General features: G+C 42.5%; 26 protein-coding genes. All 26 read right to left on the bottom strand.

The annotated features are described in order from the left end of the window. Window positions 1-48: 48 nt before the first annotated feature. Window positions 49-1344: a preprotein translocase subunit SecY gene (gene secY / locus AM592_RS18715; RefSeq protein WP_053605192.1), complete on the bottom strand. Its 1296-nt coding sequence runs from the start codon at window positions 1342-1344 to the stop codon at window positions 49-51. Window position 1345: 1 nt separating this feature from the next. Then, on the bottom strand, window positions 1346-1786 hold the full coding sequence (rplO, locus tag AM592_RS18710; protein WP_053605191.1) for a 50S ribosomal protein L15: 441 nt from the start codon (window positions 1784-1786) through the stop codon (window positions 1346-1348). 29 nt (window positions 1787-1815) lie between these two features. Beyond that, window positions 1816-1998, bottom strand: coding sequence for a 50S ribosomal protein L30 (gene rpmD / locus AM592_RS18705; RefSeq protein ID WP_053605190.1), 183 nt, complete (start codon window positions 1996-1998; stop codon window positions 1816-1818). A gap of 13 nt (window positions 1999-2011) precedes the next feature. Next, on the bottom strand, window positions 2012-2515 hold the full coding sequence (gene rpsE / locus AM592_RS18700) for a 30S ribosomal protein S5 (protein ID WP_053605189.1): 504 nt from the start codon (window positions 2513-2515) through the stop codon (window positions 2012-2014). Between the two features lie 25 nt (window positions 2516-2540). Continuing rightward, window positions 2541-2903, bottom strand: a complete 363-nt coding sequence (rplR, locus tag AM592_RS18695; RefSeq protein WP_053605188.1) for a 50S ribosomal protein L18 — start codon at window positions 2901-2903, stop codon at window positions 2541-2543. 32 nt (window positions 2904-2935) lie between these two features. After that, window positions 2936-3472 (bottom strand): 50S ribosomal protein L6, encoded by a 537-nt coding sequence (gene rplF, locus AM592_RS18690; protein ID WP_053605187.1) that lies wholly within the window; start codon window positions 3470-3472, stop codon window positions 2936-2938. A 29-nt stretch (window positions 3473-3501) separates the two neighbouring features. Continuing rightward, window positions 3502-3900, bottom strand: a complete 399-nt coding sequence (gene rpsH, locus AM592_RS18685) for a 30S ribosomal protein S8 (RefSeq protein WP_053605186.1) — start codon at window positions 3898-3900, stop codon at window positions 3502-3504. Between the two features lie 31 nt (window positions 3901-3931). Further along, window positions 3932-4117, bottom strand: a complete 186-nt coding sequence (gene rpsN, locus AM592_RS18680) for a 30S ribosomal protein S14 (RefSeq protein ID WP_053605185.1) — start codon at window positions 4115-4117, stop codon at window positions 3932-3934. A gap of 21 nt (window positions 4118-4138) precedes the next feature. Next, a complete protein-coding gene (gene rplE / locus AM592_RS18675; RefSeq protein ID WP_053605184.1) occupies window positions 4139-4678 on the bottom strand; it encodes a 50S ribosomal protein L5 in 540 nt (179 codons plus the stop codon). A 25-nt stretch (window positions 4679-4703) separates the two neighbouring features. Further along, window positions 4704-5015 (bottom strand): 50S ribosomal protein L24, encoded by a 312-nt coding sequence (gene rplX, locus AM592_RS18670; protein WP_053605183.1) that lies wholly within the window; start codon window positions 5013-5015, stop codon window positions 4704-4706. 35 nt (window positions 5016-5050) lie between these two features. After that, entirely contained in the window at window positions 5051-5419 is a 369-nt protein-coding gene (gene rplN, locus AM592_RS18665) for a 50S ribosomal protein L14 (protein WP_053605182.1), read from the bottom strand. Window positions 5420-5456: 37 nt separating this feature from the next. Then, window positions 5457-5720 carry a 30S ribosomal protein S17 gene (gene rpsQ, locus AM592_RS18660; RefSeq protein ID WP_053605181.1) on the bottom strand — a complete coding sequence of 88 codons (264 nt, stop codon included), beginning with the start codon at window positions 5718-5720 and terminating at the stop codon, window positions 5457-5459. Window positions 5721-5743: 23 nt separating this feature from the next. Continuing rightward, window positions 5744-5944, bottom strand: coding sequence for a 50S ribosomal protein L29 (rpmC, locus tag AM592_RS18655; protein ID WP_053605180.1), 201 nt, complete (start codon window positions 5942-5944; stop codon window positions 5744-5746). After that, window positions 5934-6368, bottom strand: coding sequence for a 50S ribosomal protein L16 (rplP, locus tag AM592_RS18650; protein ID WP_053605179.1), 435 nt, complete (start codon window positions 6366-6368; stop codon window positions 5934-5936). The genes rpmC and rplP overlap by 11 nt, the downstream gene beginning before the upstream one ends. 2 nt (window positions 6369-6370) lie before the next feature. Next, window positions 6371-7027 (bottom strand): 30S ribosomal protein S3, encoded by a 657-nt coding sequence (gene rpsC / locus AM592_RS18645; RefSeq protein ID WP_053605178.1) that lies wholly within the window; start codon window positions 7025-7027, stop codon window positions 6371-6373. 3 nt (window positions 7028-7030) lie between these two features. Then, a complete protein-coding gene (gene rplV / locus AM592_RS18640; RefSeq protein ID WP_053605177.1) occupies window positions 7031-7372 on the bottom strand; it encodes a 50S ribosomal protein L22 in 342 nt (113 codons plus the stop codon). Window positions 7373-7389: 17 nt separating this feature from the next. Further along, window positions 7390-7668, bottom strand: coding sequence for a 30S ribosomal protein S19 (gene rpsS / locus AM592_RS18635; protein ID WP_053605176.1), 279 nt, complete (start codon window positions 7666-7668; stop codon window positions 7390-7392). A gap of 57 nt (window positions 7669-7725) precedes the next feature. After that, window positions 7726-8556, bottom strand: coding sequence for a 50S ribosomal protein L2 (rplB, locus tag AM592_RS18630; protein ID WP_053605175.1), 831 nt, complete (start codon window positions 8554-8556; stop codon window positions 7726-7728). A 28-nt stretch (window positions 8557-8584) separates the two neighbouring features. Further along, complete coding sequence (gene rplW, locus AM592_RS18625) at window positions 8585-8875, bottom strand: 50S ribosomal protein L23 (RefSeq protein WP_053605174.1); 291 nt, start codon at window positions 8873-8875, stop codon at window positions 8585-8587. After that, window positions 8875-9498 (bottom strand): 50S ribosomal protein L4, encoded by a 624-nt coding sequence (gene rplD / locus AM592_RS18620; RefSeq protein WP_053605173.1) that lies wholly within the window; start codon window positions 9496-9498, stop codon window positions 8875-8877. The genes rplW and rplD overlap by 1 nt, the downstream gene beginning before the upstream one ends. 27 nt (window positions 9499-9525) lie before the next feature. Next, entirely contained in the window at window positions 9526-10155 is a 630-nt protein-coding gene (gene rplC / locus AM592_RS18615; RefSeq protein ID WP_053605172.1) for a 50S ribosomal protein L3, read from the bottom strand. A 42-nt stretch (window positions 10156-10197) separates the two neighbouring features. Continuing rightward, a complete protein-coding gene (rpsJ, locus tag AM592_RS18610) occupies window positions 10198-10506 on the bottom strand; it encodes a 30S ribosomal protein S10 (protein ID WP_053605171.1) in 309 nt (102 codons plus the stop codon). 405 nt (window positions 10507-10911) lie between these two features. Then, the gene (tuf, locus tag AM592_RS18605) at window positions 10912-12102 is read right to left on the bottom strand and encodes an elongation factor Tu (RefSeq protein WP_053605170.1); all 1191 of its coding nucleotides are present in this window, start codon (window positions 12100-12102) and stop codon (window positions 10912-10914) included. 121 nt (window positions 12103-12223) lie between these two features. Continuing rightward, a complete protein-coding gene (fusA, locus tag AM592_RS18600; RefSeq protein ID WP_053605169.1) occupies window positions 12224-14302 on the bottom strand; it encodes an elongation factor G in 2079 nt (692 codons plus the stop codon). Between the two features lie 53 nt (window positions 14303-14355). After that, entirely contained in the window at window positions 14356-14826 is a 471-nt protein-coding gene (gene rpsG / locus AM592_RS18595) for a 30S ribosomal protein S7 (RefSeq protein WP_053605168.1), read from the bottom strand. Window positions 14827-14872: 46 nt separating this feature from the next. Next, a complete protein-coding gene (rpsL, locus tag AM592_RS18590) occupies window positions 14873-15289 on the bottom strand; it encodes a 30S ribosomal protein S12 (RefSeq protein WP_053605167.1) in 417 nt (138 codons plus the stop codon). Window positions 15290-15354: the final 65 nt, after the last annotated feature.

The raw sequence follows: 15354 nt of genomic DNA, 5'->3' as shown, positions 1-15354 counted from the left end.
TTCCCCACACTTTCTCTTGTTTTAGAGGAATGGGATGCCCCATCGCCTCTAGCCTTTCATAAATCCGCGATAATTCCTTTTAACAAGCTGACTTTCAAGCTGTTTCATCGTCTCAAGGGCAACTCCCACGACGATTAGCAAGCTTGTTCCGCCAATCTGTGCATTTTGGGGCAGACCGGCAACTTGGATGAAGATAATAGGAAGAATCGAAATTACTGACAGGAATATCGCACCAACAAACGTAAGTCGATACAATATACTCGTTATTTTCTCCTGCGTCATCTTCCCAGGTCGAACCCCTGGTATATAACCGCCTTGTTTCTGCAGATTCTCAGCCATCTGCTCTGGATTAACCTGAACAAACGCATAAAAATAAGTGAAAGCAATAATCAAGGCTACGTAAATAATCATTCCGACAGGCTGTGAGTAATTAAACGTATTTTGAATCCAGTCTGTTACAGCATTTGAGCCGAAGAAACCGGCAATTAGAGGCGGTGTATAGATAAATGACACAGCAAAAATAACCGGGATTACCCCCGCAGGATTCACCTTAAGCGGAAGATGGGTAGACTGTCCTCCAGCTTGAGGCGTGCGGCCAGACCCTTTTGCGTACTGAATGGCGATTTTCCTCACTGCCTGTTGAATAAAAATAACTCCAACAATAACAGCTAACACAGCAAGCACGATGAGGATTGATGTTAAAATTCGCATAAACAGCTGATCCCCAACATCAGTAAACTGTTGAGCGTAAATCTGATTCAACGTCTGCGGGATTCCTGCAACGAGGCCCGCAAAGATAATGATTGAGATTCCGTTCCCAACGCCGTGTGAAGTGATTTGTTCACCTAACCACATTAAAAAAGCAGTTCCGGCTGTGAGTACGACAGCAATAACCAAATACGTACCAATGCCCGGATTCTGAATTAACATGCCACCGGCCATACTATTAAACCCGTATGACATGCCCAATGCTTGGATAAATCCGAGGACGATAGTAAAGTACCTTGTAAACTGAGCTAATTTACGGCGGCCAACCTCACCTTGCTTAGACCATTCGGTAAACTTCGGAACAACATCCATTTGCAAGAGCTGAATGATGATCGAAGCTGTAATATAGGGCATGATCCCCATTGCCAAAATGGAAAAATTGAAGAGAGCACCGCCGCCAAACGTATTGAGAATACCAAATACGCTCATCTGATCCTGCTGCTGCAGAACATCTGCATTAACATTCGGAACCGGTATAAACGCACCGATTCGAAAGATGATTAGCATTAAAAGGGTGAAAATGATTTTGTTCCGGATATCACGCACACGCATAAAGTTGGAGATTGTCTTAAACAAGTTAGATCACCTCAGCTGTACCGCCAGCAGCCTCAATTGCTTCTTTAGCAGAAGAGGAGAATTTATTGGCTTTTACAGTTAATTTTTTCTCTAATTTACCGTTGCCAAGAATCTTTATTCCTGATCTTAATTTGCTTACTGTACCAGTTTCTAAAAGAAGTTCAGGAGTAACTTCTGTTCCTTCTGCAAAGCTGTTCAGTTTTTCAAGGTTAACTACAGCGTAATCCTTGCGGTTAATGTTTGTAAATCCACGCTTAGGAAGACGCTGGAACAAAGGCATTTGCCCACCTTCAAAACCCGGACGTACGCCGCCGCCTGAACGAGCGTTTTGACCTTTATGACCTTTACCTGATGTCTTACCATTGCCAGAGCCGATTCCGCGTCCAACACGATTACGTGTTTTACGAGAGCCTTCTGATGGTTTTAATTCATGAAGTTTCATCGTGACACCTCCTTAGCTTGAAAAGTTAATTATTGTTCTTTTACAGAAACTAAATGTGATACTTTATTAATCATACCGCGAATCGCCGCGTTATCTTCGTGAACAACCGTTTGGTTTGTTTTCTTTAAACCAAGCGTTCTAACTGTTACACGTTGATCTTCAGGACGGCCGATTACACTGCGAGTGAGGGTAATTTCTAATTTGTTAGCCATAATCGTTCCCTCCTTATCCTAACAGTTCTTCAACTGATTTTCCACGTAGCTTTGCAACTTCTTCTGCACGCTTAAGTGAGCTTAAGCCTTGAATAGTTGCGCGGATCATGTTGATCGGTGTATTTGAACCAAGAGATTTAGAAAGAATATCAGCTACTCCAGCAAGTTCAAGTACGGCACGAACCGGTCCTCCGGCAATAACACCAGTACCTTCTGAAGCAGGCTTAAGCAGAATGTTTCCTGCGCCAAAACGTCCAATGACTTCATGTGGAATAGTGCTTCCGACTGTAGGCACTTCAATTAAATTCTTTTTCGCGTCTTCTACTGCTTTGCGGATCGCTTCAGGTACTTCTTGTGCTTTACCTGTTCCAAATCCGACATGGCCGTTTTTGTCACCAACAACGACTAGAGCAGCAAAACGGAAACGACGACCACCTTTAACAACTTTCGCAACACGGTTAACGGTTACTAAGCGCTCTTCTAACTCTAATTTGTTTGGATCTATTAGTTTACTCATTTTTTATGTGTCCCTCCTTTTTTCCTTAAAATTCAAGACCTGCTTCACGAGCAGCGTCAGCAAGGGCTTTGATACGTCCGTGATACAAATAACCCCCACGGTCAAATACAACATTCGCAATGCCTTTTTCAGCTGCGCGTTTTGCAACGAGCTCGCCTACTTTAGCAGCAGCAGAGACATCTCCGCCGTTGTCAGCGTTCAATTCTTTATCCAAAGTAGAAGCACTCGCCAATGTAACTCCGTTTACATCATCGATCACTTGTGCGTAAATGTTTTTGTTAGAGCGGAAAACATTCAGACGCGGTCTTTCAGCCGTTCCTGAGATCTTTGAGCGAACACGAGCGTGTCTTTTTAGACGAGTAGCGTTTTTGCTTGCTTTTGTAATCATTAGGGTCACTCCTTTCTTCACTTTAAGCGGTGTTACTTAGCAGATTTACCTTCTTTGCGGCGAACCATTTCACCCTCATAGCGAATTCCTTTGCCTTTGTATGGCTCAGGGGAGCGGACGGCGCGAATGTTAGAAGCAGTGGCACCTACACGTTCTTTGTCCGTTCCTTTTACTACGATTTTTGTTTGTGATGGCACTTCAATTTCAATACCTTGTTCAGGGACGATTTCAACCGGATGAGAGTATCCAACGCTTAAAACAAGCTTATTGCCTGATTTAGAAGCACGGTAACCGACACCGACTAATTCTAATCCTTTTTCAAAGCCTTTATTCACACCTTCTACCATGTTGCCGAGCAAGCTTCTTGTTGTACCATGAAGAGCACGGTGTTCTTTGTGGTCAGAAGGACGGTTTACAGTTAGTACATTGTCCTCGATCTTAATTTCAATATCAGGGTGAAACGTACGGGTTAATTCTCCTTTAGGACCTTTCACAGTTACAGTGTTGTTATTGTTCGTTACTGTAACACCTGAAGGGATCTCAAGCAGCTTTCTTCCTACACGAGACATATTTTACACCTCCATCCTTATTATACTTATTACCAAACGTAAGCTAGTACTTCTCCGCCGGCTTGTTTCGCACGGGCTTCTTTATCAGTCAAAACTCCTTGAGAAGTTGAGATGATAGCAATCCCTAAACCGTTCAAAACGCGAGGAACTTCGGTTGATTTTGCATAAACACGAAGACCAGGCTTACTGATTCTTTTTAAGCCAGTGATAACTCGTTCGTTGTTTTGGCCGTATTTCAAGAAAACACGGATGATTCCTTGCTTGCTGTCTTCAACGAATTCGACGTCACGGACGAAACCTTCACGTTTTAAGATTTCAGCAATTTCTCTTTTAAGTTTAGAAGCAGGGATTTCAAGCTTCTCATGACGTACCATGTTCGCGTTGCGAATACGAGTCAGCATATCTGCAATCGGATCTGTCATAACCATTATTAATTAACCTCCTTCCCGTTTACGGGGATTACCAGCTGGCTTTTTTAACGCCAGGAATTTGTCCTTTATATGCAAGTTCACGGAAACAAATACGGCAAAGTTTAAACTTACGAATAACGGAATGTGGTCGACCGCAGCGTTCGCAGCGAGTATATTCCTGAACTTTAAACTTAGGCTCTCGTTTTTGTTTCGCAATCATAGACTTTTTAGCCATGATTTCGCCTCCCTTTCCTATTTATTTCTGGAACGGCATACCTACTTGAGTCAATAGTTCACGAGCTTCTTCGTCTGTATTTGCAGTCGTAACAATAACGATATCCATACCGCGAACCTTAGTTACTTTATCGTAATCAATTTCAGGGAAAATCAACTGTTCTTTAATGCCCAATGTGTAGTTTCCGCGACCGTCAAATGATTTTTTAGAGACTCCGCGGAAATCACGTACGCGTGGTAAAGAAACAGCAATAAGTTTATCAAGGAAATCATACATGCGCTCTCCGCGTAGAGTTACTTTCGCTCCGATCGGCATTCCTTCACGAAGACGGAATCCAGCGATTGACTTCTTCGCACGAGTAACAACAGGTTTTTGACCAGCGATAAACGTAAGCTCTTCAACTGCTGTGTCGATTGCTTTCGCGTTTTGTACAGCATCGCCAATACCCATATTAATTACAATTTTTTCGATTTTCGGCACTTGCATGACAGAATCATAATTGAACTTTGTCATTAATCCAGGTGTAATTTCTTTTTTGTACTTTTCTTTAAGGCGGTTCATGAGATAGACCTCCCTTCCTTTATTACTATTTATCTAGAACTTGGCCCGATTTTTTAGCAACACGGACTTTCTTTCCGTCTTCCGTTTTATAACCAACACGTGTGCCTTTCCCTGATTTCGGATCAATCGGCATAACGTTGGACACATGGATAGGTGCTTCTTGGTTTAAGATTCCACCTTGTGGATTTGCTTGTGTCGGTTTTGAGTGCTTTTTAACGATATTCACACCTTCAACCAAAACACGCTCTTTCTTTGGAAAAGATGCAAGGATCACTCCTTCTTTGCCCTTGTCTTTACCGGAAATAACCACTACTTTATCGCCTTTTTTAACATGCATTCTGATCGCACCTCCTTAGCAAGGCATTTCATTCATTAAATAACTTCTGGAGCTAGAGAAACAATTTTCATAAAGTTGTTTTCACGCAATTCACGGGCTACTGGTCCGAAAATACGAGTACCACGCGGGCTTTTGTCATCACGAATAATGACACAAGCATTTTCATCAAAAGTGATGTAAGAACCGTCATTGCGGCGTGCACCGCTTTTCGTCCGAACGATAACAGCTTTTACCACATCACCTTTTTTGACAACGCCTCCTGGTGTTGCTTGTTTAACCGTACAAACAATGACATCACCAATATTTGCTGTTTTGCGGCCTGATCCACCCAAAACCTTAATCGTTAAGACTTCACGTGCACCAGAGTTGTCAGCGACTTTTAAACGAGACTCCTGTTGAATCATTTTGCGACCTCCCTTCGGAATAAATCCCGAACTTTAATTAGATAACAATAGCTTCTTCGACAACTTCAACTAAACGAAAACGTTTCGTCGCAGATAACGGACGAGTTTCCATGATTCTTACGATGTCACCGATTTTAGCTTGATTATTTTCATCATGCGCTTTGAATTTTTTAGAGTATTTAACACGCTTGCCGTAAAGCTTATGCTTTTTGTATGTTTCTACAACAACCGTAATGGTTTTATCCATTTTATCAGAAACAACACGGCCTTGATAAACCTTGCGTTGGTTACGTTCACTCATGGTACGAAACCTCCTATCTTTTCTTATTTGCTGGAAGCAAGTTCTCTTTGGCGAATCACGGTTTTCATACGCGCAATTGATTTGCGCACTTCACGGATGCGAGCTGTATTTTCAAGCTGTCCAGTCGCAAGTTGAAAGCGAAGGTTGAAAAGCTCTTCTTTAAGAGATTTTACTTTTTGTTCAATTTCAGCAGTGGTTAGGTCACGAATTTCATTAGCTTTCATTTGATTCACCACCAATTTCTTCACGTTTTACGAATTTAGTCTTAATTGGAAGCTTGTGTGCAGCAAGACGTAAAGCTTCACGAGCAACTTCTTCAGATACACCCGCGATTTCAAATAAAATTTTACCTGGTTTTACTACAGCAACCCATCCTTCAGGAGCACCTTTACCGGAACCCATTCGAACTTCAAGTGGCTTTGCAGTATATGGTTTTGAAGGGAAAATTTTAATCCAAACTTTACCGCCACGTTTCATGTAACGAGTCATGGCAATACGAGCAGCTTCAATTTGACGGTTCGTAATCCAAGATGCTTCTAGAGCTTGAAGACCATACTCACCGAAGTTTACCTCAGTTCCGCCTTTTGCACGACCGCGCATTTTTCCACGGTGTTCTCTGCGGTATTTCACACGTTTAGGCAATAACATGATTATTTTCCTCCTTCCTGAGTGTTCTTCTTAGCAGGAAGTACCTCTCCACGATAGATCCATACTTTAACGCCAAGCTTACCGTAAGTGGTGTCAGCTTCACATGTAGCGTAATCGATGTCCGCACGTAGTGTATGGAGTGGAACAGTTCCTTCACTGTAATATTCAGAACGGGCAATATCTGCACCGCCAAGACGACCTGAAACCATTGTTTTAATTCCTTGTGCTCCAGCACGCATCGTACGTTGGATCGCTTGCTTTTGCGCACGGCGGAAAGAAATACGGTTTTCTAATTGACGAGCGATGTTATCTGCAACAAGCTGAGCATCTAGATCAGCTTTTTTGATTTCAAGAATGTTGATGTGTACACGTTTCCCGGTTAGTTCGTTAAGGGCTTTACGAAGTGCTTCAACTTCCGAACCACCTTTACCGATAACCATACCAGGCTTCGCTGTATGAACAGTAATATTCACACGGTTAGCAGCACGTTCAATTTCCACTTTAGAAACAGAAGCGTCAGCTAGGCGTTTGCTGATGTATTCACGGATTTTAAGGTCTTCATGCAATAAGTCAGCGTAATCTTTACCAGCGAACCATTTAGATTCCCAATCACGAATAACTCCAATGCGAAGACCGACTGGATTTACCTTTTGACCCACGAGTTATCCCTCCTTCTTTTCTGATACAACGATTGTAATATGACTCGTACGTTTGTTGATTTGGCTTGCACGTCCCATAGCGCGCGGACGGAATCTTTTCAACGTCGGGCCTTCATTTACGTAAGCTTCAGTAACAACTAGGTTGTTTGCGTCCAATTCATAGTTGTGCTCAGCATTGGCAATAGCAGAGTTTAATACTTTTTCAATAATCGGAGAAGCAGCTCTTGGTGTATGGCGTAGAATTGATACTGCTTCACCTGCTTGCTTGCCTCGAATCAGGTCCATTACTAGACGAGCTTTACGAGGAGCAATGCGTACTGTTTTTGCAACAGCTTTAGCGTCCATTTAGGTTGCCTCCTCTCTTAGCGTCTTGTTTTTTTATCATCACTAGCATGGCCTTTGTAAGTACGAGTTGGTGCAAATTCACCCAACTTGTGACCTACCATATCTTCTGAAATGAAGACAGGTACATGTTTGCGTCCATCATAGACAGCAAGTGTGTGACCGATAAATTGCGGGAAAATGGTTGAACGGCGTGACCAAGTTTTAATCACTTGCTTTTTATCCGTTTCGTTTAACTTTTCGACTTTCGTCATTAAATGTTCATCGACAAATGGTCCTTTTTTCAAGCTGCGAGCCATTTTGGAACCTCCCTTCGTGATTGCACTACGGTCCGAAATGAACCGTAGACAATCGCGTTATTTTTTACGGCGACGTACAATAAATTTATCTGACTTGCTCTTTTTCTTACGAGTTTTAAATCCAAGTGTCGGTTTGCCCCAAGGTGACATTGGTGATTTACGTCCGATAGGCGCACGTCCTTCACCACCGCCATGAGGGTGATCGTTAGGGTTCATAACAGAACCGCGGACTGTCGGGCGAACACCTTTCCAGCGAGAACGTCCAGCTTTACCAGTGTTGATTAGTTCATGCTGTTCGTTTCCTACTTGGCCAACCGTTGCACGGCAAGCAGAAAGAATCATGCGAACTTCACCAGAATTAAGTCTTACGAGTACGTATTTGCCTTCTTTACCTAGAACCTGTGCAGACGTTCCTGCAGAACGAACAAGCTGTCCGCCTTTTCCAGGTTTCAACTCAATGTTGTGCACAACTGTACCAACAGGAATGTTGACGAGCGGAAGTGCATTTCCTACTTTGATATCAGACTCTGCACCAGAAGAAATTTCCGTACCAACTTCGATTCCTTTCGGAGCCAAGATGTAACGTTTTTCTCCATCTGCATAGCTGATTAGAGCAATATTTGCTGAGCGGTTAGGATCGTATTCTACTGAAGCAACGCGTCCAGGTATACCATCTTTATCGCGCTTAAAGTCAATGATACGGTATTGACGCTTATGTCCGCCACCTTGGTGACGTACAGTCATTTTTCCTTGGTTGTTGCGTCCTCCTTTTTTATGAAGGGGAGAAAGCAAAGATTTTTCTGGTTTATCAGTTGTGATTTCAGCAAAATCTGAAGTTGTCATCCCACGACGTCCATTAGAGGTCGGTTTATACTTTTTAATCGCCATTTTGAGTTTCCCTCCTTCTTTTTATAATTTAGGCTTCAAAAATTTCGATTTCTTTGCTATCTTCAGTAAGTTTAACAATCGCTTTTCTGCGACGGTTTGTTTTACCAGTATAGCGTCCAACTCGCTTGAACTTGCCTTTATAGTTCATAATGTTGACTTTTTCAACCTTCACACCGAAAATCGCCTCAACCGCATCTTTCACTTCGGTTTTATTGGCTCTTACATCTACGTCGAACGTATATTTCTTCTCTTCGGACATTAATTCAGCAGAACGTTCAGTAATAACGGGGCGCTTAAGAACATCACGATGATCTTTCATTACGCGAGCACCTCCTCTACTTTTTCAACCGCTGCTTTCGTAATCAGAAGCTTCTCATGGTTTACAACGTCTAATACGCTGATACCATCAACATTGACAACAGTAACTCCAGGAATATTACGAGCAGATAATGAAACTGTCTCGTTATGATCAGCAGTTACGATTAAAGCTTTCTTCTCAACAGAAAGACCTTTAAGGATCGTTGCCATTTCTTTCGTTTTAACAGCTTCAAGCGTTAAATCTTCAAGAACGACTAGATTGTTGTCAGTTACTTTAGAAGACAATACTGATTTGATCGCCAAGCGGCGAACTTTTTTAGGTAGCTTATAAGAATAGCTGCGTGGTGTTGGGCCAAAAACAATTCCACCTCCGCGCCATTGCGGTGAACGGATTGAACCTTGACGGGCACGTCCTGTACCTTTTTGGCGCCATGGTTTGCGGCCTCCGCCACGTACTTCAGAACGATTTTTAACTTTATGTGATCCTTGGCGTAAGGATGCTCTTTGCATAAGGATGGCATCGAATACGACACTCTCATTCGGCTCGATTCCGAATACAGATGCGTTTAATTCGATGTCTCCGTTTGAAGAGCCGTTTTGTTTATATAATGTTACTTTTGGCATGACCATTTTCCTCCTTTCCTAAGAGAATTATTTAGATTTAATTGCGCTTTTTACAGTTACCAATGATTTTTTAGGTCCAGGGACATTCCCTTTTACTAAAATAACATTGCGTTCAGCATCTACTCTGACAATCTCTAGATTTTGAACAGTAATTTTTTCTCCGCCCATGCGGCCTGGCAATGCTTTGCCTTTAAATACACGGTTTGGATCAACCGGTCCCATTGAACCTGGACGACGGTGGTAGCGTGAACCGTGAGTCATAGGTCCGCGAGATTGTCCGTGGCGCTTAATTGCACCTTGGAATCCTTTACCTTTCGATACTCCTGTTACATCTACAATTTCTCCAGCAGAGAAAACATCAACTTTGACTTCCTGACCAACTTCATACGCATTCACATCTACACCGCGTAATTCTTTTACGAAGCGCTTAGGTGCAGTTTCTGCTTTTGCAACGTGACCTTTTTCAGGTTTGTTTGAAAGCTTTTCACGTTTGTCTTCAAAACCGATTTGGATCGCTTCGTAGCCATCGTTGTCAGCTGCCTTCTTTTGAAGAACGACGTTTGGGTTCGCTTCAATTACAGTCACTGGAATTAGATCACCGTTTTCAGCAAATACTTGCGTCATACCAATTTTTCTTCCTAAGATTCCTTTGGTCATTCGTCACACCTCCTGTTAATTTAAATGGTTTATTCTATAAACTTATAGTTTAATTTCGATATCTACACCTGATGGCAGGTCTAAACGCATAAGTGCATCGACAGTTTGTGGAGTCGGGTTCACGATGTCGATTAGACGCTTATGTGTACGCATTTCGAATTGTTCACGAGAATCTTTGTATTTATGAACCGCACGAAGAATCGTGTAAACTGATTTTTCAGTTGGCAACGGAATCGGACCTGATACATTAGCACCAGAACGTTTTGCCGTTTCTACAATTTTCTCAGCTGATTGATCAAGAATTCTATGATCATATGCTTTTAAACGAATACGAATTTTTTGTTTTGCCATTATTTTCCCTCCTTTTCGCCTACTTTAAGTTAGACAGTTCTCCGTGAGAAAACCTCACTCACCTTGCCATGGCAAAGCGGCCTGGTGTGTCAGCAACCTCTCACTTCATCGCAGTCAAAGACCAACATGCACTATTATACAAAAATACGAGGCATGATGCAAGAAAATATTAAAATTCCTGTGCTTTGCACACTTTTTTCATTATACAGATTAACCCTGCCGACTTCAAGAGTAATCATTTTCTAATTTTATCCCTTATACGGGATTCTCATAACAGGGGTTATTGGTCATTAAGGGAGGGCTGGAAAGAGGAAGATAAGGTTGGCTTCAGGTGACGATGATTGATGATGAACCAAATAGAAAAAAGCGAGACCCTATTAGGATCTCGCTTTTTTTATATATTGATTATTCAACGATAGTTGTAACAACACCAGATCCAACAGTACGTCCGCCTTCACGGATAGAGAAGCGAGTACCATCTTCAATAGCGATAGTTGAAATCAATTCAACATCCATTTCGATGTTGTCTCCAGGCATAACCATTTCTACGCCTTCAGGAAGCTGAATGATACCAGTTACATCAGTTGTACGGAAGTAGAACTGAGGACGGTAGTTTGAGAAGAATGGAGTATGACGTCCACCTTCTTCTTTAGAAAGAACATAAACTTCAGCTTTAAATTTGTGGTGCGGAGTGATCGTACCTGGTTTAGCAAGTACTTGACCACGTTGGATATCTTCACGGGCAACACCGCGAAGAAGTGCACCGATGTTGTCTCCAGCTTCAGCATAATCAAGAAGCTTACGGAACATTTCAACACCAGTAACTGTAGTCTTTTTCTTATCTTCAGCAAGACCAACGATTTCTACTTCGTCACCGACTTTAACTTGTCCGCGCTCAACACGGCCAGTAGCAACTGTTCCACGGCCAGTGATTGAGAAAACATCCTCAACAGGCATCATGAAAGGCTTGTCAGTGTCGCGTTCTGGAGTTGGGATGTATTCATCAACAGCATCCATTAGTTCAAAGATTTTTTGCTCGTAATCAGCATCTCCTTCAAGAGCTTTAAGAGCTGAACCTTGAATTACAGGAATGTCATCTCCAGGGAAGTCATATTCAGAAAGAAGATCACGAACTTCCATTTCAACTAGTTCAAGTAGTTCTTCGTCATCAACCATGTCGCATTTGTTTAAGAATACAACAATGTAAGGAACACCAACGTTTTTAGAAAGAAGGATGTGCTCACGAGTTTGTGGCATTGGACCATCAGCAGCAGAAACAACTAGGATTGCTCCGTCCATTTGAGCCGCACCAGTGATCATGTTTTTAACATAGTCAGCGTGTCCAGGGCAGTCAACGTGTGCATAGTGGCGAGTATCAGTTTCATACTCAACGTGTGCAGTTGAAATTGTGATTCCGCGCTCACGCTCTTCTGGAGCACCATCAATTTGATCGTAAGCCATTGCTGCACCTTTACCAGATTTCTTATGAAGTACTGTTGTGATAGCAGCAGTTAAAGTTGTTTTACCATGGTCAACGTGTCCAATTGTGCCGATGTTGGCATGTTGTTTGGAACGGTCGAATTTTTCTTTAGCCATTCTATAAAATCCTCCTTAAAAGCTTGTTTTTAATGTATAAAGAGTGATAGAAAGTGAAAGCAAAAGTTTCACTTTCTCATCTTACACTAGTAGTTATACTTTAATGAAGCGGCAAAATCAATTATTCACCGCGATTTTTTTTGATAATTTCTTCGCTGATGCTTTTTGGCACTTCTTCATAGTGATCAAAGTGCATTGAGAATACACCGCGACCTTGTGTGTTAGAGCGAAGTGATGTTGCATAGCCGAACATTTCTGATAGTGGAACCATCGCGCGAACGATCTGTGCGTTACCGCGGGCATCCATACCTTCAACACGTCCGCGACGGGATGTTACATCACCCATGATGTCACCCATGTATTCTTCAGGGATAACAACTTCAACCTTCATGACTGGCTCAAGAATAACCGGGCTACATTTTTTAGCGGCATTTTTCAATGCCATAGAAGCCGCGATTTTAAAGGCCATTTCATTCGAGTCAACGTCATGGTACGAGCCGTCATACAGCTTAGCTTTAATATCAACTAGCGGATATCCGGCAAGTACACCGTTTTGCAATGAATCCTCAAGTCCGGCTTGAACCGCTGGGATGTACTCACGAGGAACGACACCACCGACGATTGCATTTTCAAATTCGAAGCCTTTTCCTTCTTCGTTTGGTGAAAATTCAATCCAAACGTGTCCGAATTGTCCGCGTCCGCCAGACTGACGCACGAACTTTCCTTCTACTTGAGCAGGAGAGCGGAAAGTTTCGCGGTATCCAACCTGTGGAGCACCAACGTTAGCTTCTACTTTGAATTCGCGTTTCATACGGTCAACGATAATGTCAAGGTGAAGTTCACCCATACCTTCGATGATGGTTTGACCTGTTTCTTGATCCGTATGCGCACGGAATGTTGGATCTTCTTCAGCAAGCTTACCAAGGGCGATAGACATCTTGTCTTGGTCAGCTTTTGATTTTGGTTCGATCGCAACAGAGATAACCGGCTCAGGGAATTCCATTGATTCCAAGATAACCAAGCTTTTCTCGTCACAAAGAGTATCGCCAGTTGATGTATCTTTTAGACCAACTGCTGCAGCAATATCCCCCGCATAAACAGTCGAAATTTCTTCACGGCTGTTTGCGTGCATTTGAAGGATACGGCCGACACGCTCACGCTTACCCTTAGAAGAGTTTCTTACGTATGAACCGGAATCAAGCGTTCCTGAGTAAACACGGAAGAAGGTAAGTTTACCAACGTAAGGGTCAGTCATAACTTTAAACGCTAAAGCTGAGAAAGGAGCATCGTCGGAAGATTCACGAACGACTTCTTCTTCAGAATCTGGAAGAATCCCTTTAATTGGTGGTACATCAATCGGAGCCGGAAGGTAATCAAGAACTGAGTCAAGAACCAACTGTACTCCTTTATTTTTGAACGCAGAGCCGCATAGAACCGGATAGAACTCAACATTACAAGTTCCTTTACGGATCGCAGCCTTTAGTTCAGGAATTGTGATCTCTTCACCTTCAAGGTACTTCTCCATAAGCTCTTCATCAAGCTCAGCAACTGCTTCTACTAAGTTCGCACGATGCTCTTCTGCAAGTTCTTTGTACTCGTCAGGGATTTCTTTCGCTTCTGAGCGTGTACCCAAATCATCCTCATAGAAATAAGCTACGTTCTCTACAAGATCGATAATTCCTTCAAAGTTATCTTCAGCGCCAATTGGTAATTGAATCGCATGAGCGTTAGCTTGAAGGCGGTCTCTTAACGTACCGACAGAGTAAAGGAAATCCGCACCGATTTTATCCATTTTGTTGACAAATACAACACGCGGTACTCCGTATGTTGTTGCTTGGCGCCAAACAGTTTCTGTTTGAGGCTCAACACCGGATTGCGCGTCAAGTACTGCCACAGCGCCATCAAGTACCCGGAGAGAACGTTCAACTTCAACTGTGAAGTCTACGTGTCCCGGTGTATCGATGATGTTAATGCGGTAACCTTTCCAAGACGCAGTTGTTGCTGCGGATGTAATTGTAATACCGCGTTCTTGCTCCTGTGCCATCCAGTCCATTTGTGAAGCTCCTTCATGAGTTTCACCAATTTTATGGATACGGCCGGTATAGAACAAGATGCGCTCTGTCGTTGTTGTTTTACCGGCATCAATGTGAGCCATGATACCGATATTACGTGTTTTTTCTAAGGAGAACTCTCTTGCCATTTGGTAACTTCTCCTTCCTTATTAGGAAATTAATTATTTTAGTATATTGAAGATTACCAGCGATAATGAGCAAATGCTTTATTTGCTTCCGCCATTTTATGAGTATCTTCACGTTTTTTCACTGCTGAACCAGTGTTGTTTGCTGCATCAAGAATTTCATTAGCTAAACGCTCTTCCATAGTTTTTTCACCACGAAGACGAGCGTAGTTTACTAACCAACGAAGACCTAAAGTTGTACGGCGCTCTGGACGCACCTCAACAGGAACTTGATAGTTTGAACCGCCGACACGGCGAGCTTTTACTTCTAGTACAGGCATGATGTTTTTCAATGCTTGTTCGAAAACCTCCATTGCTTCGTTGCCAGTACGTTCTTTAATGATGTCGAATGATTTGTATAGGATTGTTTGAGACTTTCCTCTTTTACCATCAATCATCATTTTGTTGATTAAGCGTGTAACAAGCTTTGAATTGTAAATTGGATCTGGTAACACGTCTCTTTTTGCTACAGGACCTTTACGAGGCATCTGAATATCCTCCCTTCATAGAAATTGATTATTGATTTCTCTTAAATTACTTGCCTTTAGGGCGTTTTGTACCGTATTTAGAACGGCCTTGCATACGATTTTCAACTCCAGCAGTATCAAGCGCACCACGTACGATGTGGTAACGAACTCCCGGTAAATCCTTTACACGTCCGCCGCGAATTAGGACAACACTGTGTTCTTGAAGGTTGTGCCCAATTCCAGGGATGTATGCTGTAACCTCGATGTTGTTAGACAAACGAACACGAGCATACTTACGAAGTGCAGAGTTTGGTTTTTTCGGTGTCATTGTACCCACACGAGTACATACCCCGCGTTTTTGTGGTGAGGATACGTTTGTCATTTCTTTTTTGAAACTGTTGTATCCTTTGTTAAGCGCAGGTGATTTTGAAGTTTCAACCTTGCTTACGCGACCTTTGCGAACTAATTGATTAATAGTTGGCATGATATTGTTTCCTCCCTTCCTTGCTTTTTATAACCCACATACCCAGGTGGTTCATTAATAGGTAA

Origin of the sequence: Bacillus gobiensis (assembly GCF_001278705.1) — a bacterium.
GTDB classification, from domain to species: Bacteria; Bacillota; Bacilli; order Bacillales; family Bacillaceae; genus Bacillus; species Bacillus gobiensis.
The sequence above is the reverse complement of the archived record's forward strand: the minus strand, read 5'-3'. Positions and strand labels throughout refer to the sequence as shown.

Bases quoted from the DNA above. Each gene is read 5' to 3' on its own strand.
- rplO (WP_053605191.1), bottom strand. From the start codon at position 1,786: ATGAAACTTCATGAATTAAAACCATCAGAAGGCTCTCGTAAAACACGT.
- rpmD (WP_053605190.1), bottom strand. From the start codon at position 1,998: ATGGCTAACAAATTAGAAATTACCCTCACTCGCAGTGTAATCGGCCGT.
- rpsE (WP_053605189.1), bottom strand. From the start codon at position 2,515: ATGAGTAAACTAATAGATCCAAACAAATTAGAGTTAGAAGAGCGCTTA.
- rplR (WP_053605188.1), bottom strand. From the start codon at position 2,903: ATGATTACAAAAGCAAGCAAAAACGCTACTCGTCTAAAAAGACACGCT.
- rplF (WP_053605187.1), bottom strand. From the start codon at position 3,472: ATGTCTCGTGTAGGAAGAAAGCTGCTTGAGATCCCTTCAGGTGTTACA.
- rpsH (WP_053605186.1), bottom strand. From the start codon at position 3,900: ATGGTTATGACAGATCCGATTGCAGATATGCTGACTCGTATTCGCAAC.
- rpsN (WP_053605185.1), bottom strand. From the start codon at position 4,117: ATGGCTAAAAAGTCTATGATTGCGAAACAAAAACGAGAGCCTAAGTTT.
- rplE (WP_053605184.1), bottom strand. From the start codon at position 4,678: ATGAACCGCCTTAAAGAAAAGTACAAAAAAGAAATTACACCTGGATTA.
- rplX (WP_053605183.1), bottom strand. From the start codon at position 5,015: ATGCATGTTAAAAAAGGCGATAAAGTAGTGGTTATTTCCGGTAAAGAC.
- rplN (WP_053605182.1), bottom strand. From the start codon at position 5,419: ATGATTCAACAGGAGTCTCGTTTAAAAGTCGCTGACAACTCTGGTGCA.
- rpsQ (WP_053605181.1), bottom strand. From the start codon at position 5,720: ATGAGTGAACGTAACCAACGCAAGGTTTATCAAGGCCGTGTTGTTTCT.
- rpmC (WP_053605180.1), bottom strand. From the start codon at position 5,944: ATGAAAGCTAATGAAATTCGTGACCTAACCACTGCTGAAATTGAACAA.
- rplP (WP_053605179.1), bottom strand. From the start codon at position 6,368: ATGTTATTGCCTAAACGTGTGAAATACCGCAGAGAACACCGTGGAAAA.
- rplV (WP_053605177.1), bottom strand. From the start codon at position 7,372: ATGGACGCTAAAGCTGTTGCAAAAACAGTACGCATTGCTCCTCGTAAA.
- rpsS (WP_053605176.1), bottom strand. From the start codon at position 7,668: ATGGCTCGCAGCTTGAAAAAAGGACCATTTGTCGATGAACATTTAATG.
- rplB (WP_053605175.1), bottom strand. From the start codon at position 8,556: ATGGCGATTAAAAAGTATAAACCGACCTCTAATGGACGTCGTGGGATG.
- rplW (WP_053605174.1), bottom strand. From the start codon at position 8,875: ATGAAAGATCATCGTGATGTTCTTAAGCGCCCCGTTATTACTGAACGT.
- rplD (WP_053605173.1), bottom strand. From the start codon at position 9,498: ATGCCAAAAGTAACATTATATAAACAAAACGGCTCTTCAAACGGAGAC.
- rplC (WP_053605172.1), bottom strand. From the start codon at position 10,155: ATGACCAAAGGAATCTTAGGAAGAAAAATTGGTATGACGCAAGTATTT.
- rpsJ (WP_053605171.1), bottom strand. From the start codon at position 10,506: ATGGCAAAACAAAAAATTCGTATTCGTTTAAAAGCATATGATCATAGA.
- tuf (WP_053605170.1), bottom strand. From the start codon at position 12,102: ATGGCTAAAGAAAAATTCGACCGTTCCAAACAACATGCCAACATCGGC.
- fusA (WP_053605169.1), bottom strand. From the start codon at position 14,302: ATGGCAAGAGAGTTCTCCTTAGAAAAAACACGTAATATCGGTATCATG.
- rpsG (WP_053605168.1), bottom strand. From the start codon at position 14,826: ATGCCTCGTAAAGGTCCTGTAGCAAAAAGAGACGTGTTACCAGATCCA.
- rpsL (WP_053605167.1), bottom strand. From the start codon at position 15,289: ATGCCAACTATTAATCAATTAGTTCGCAAAGGTCGCGTAAGCAAGGTT.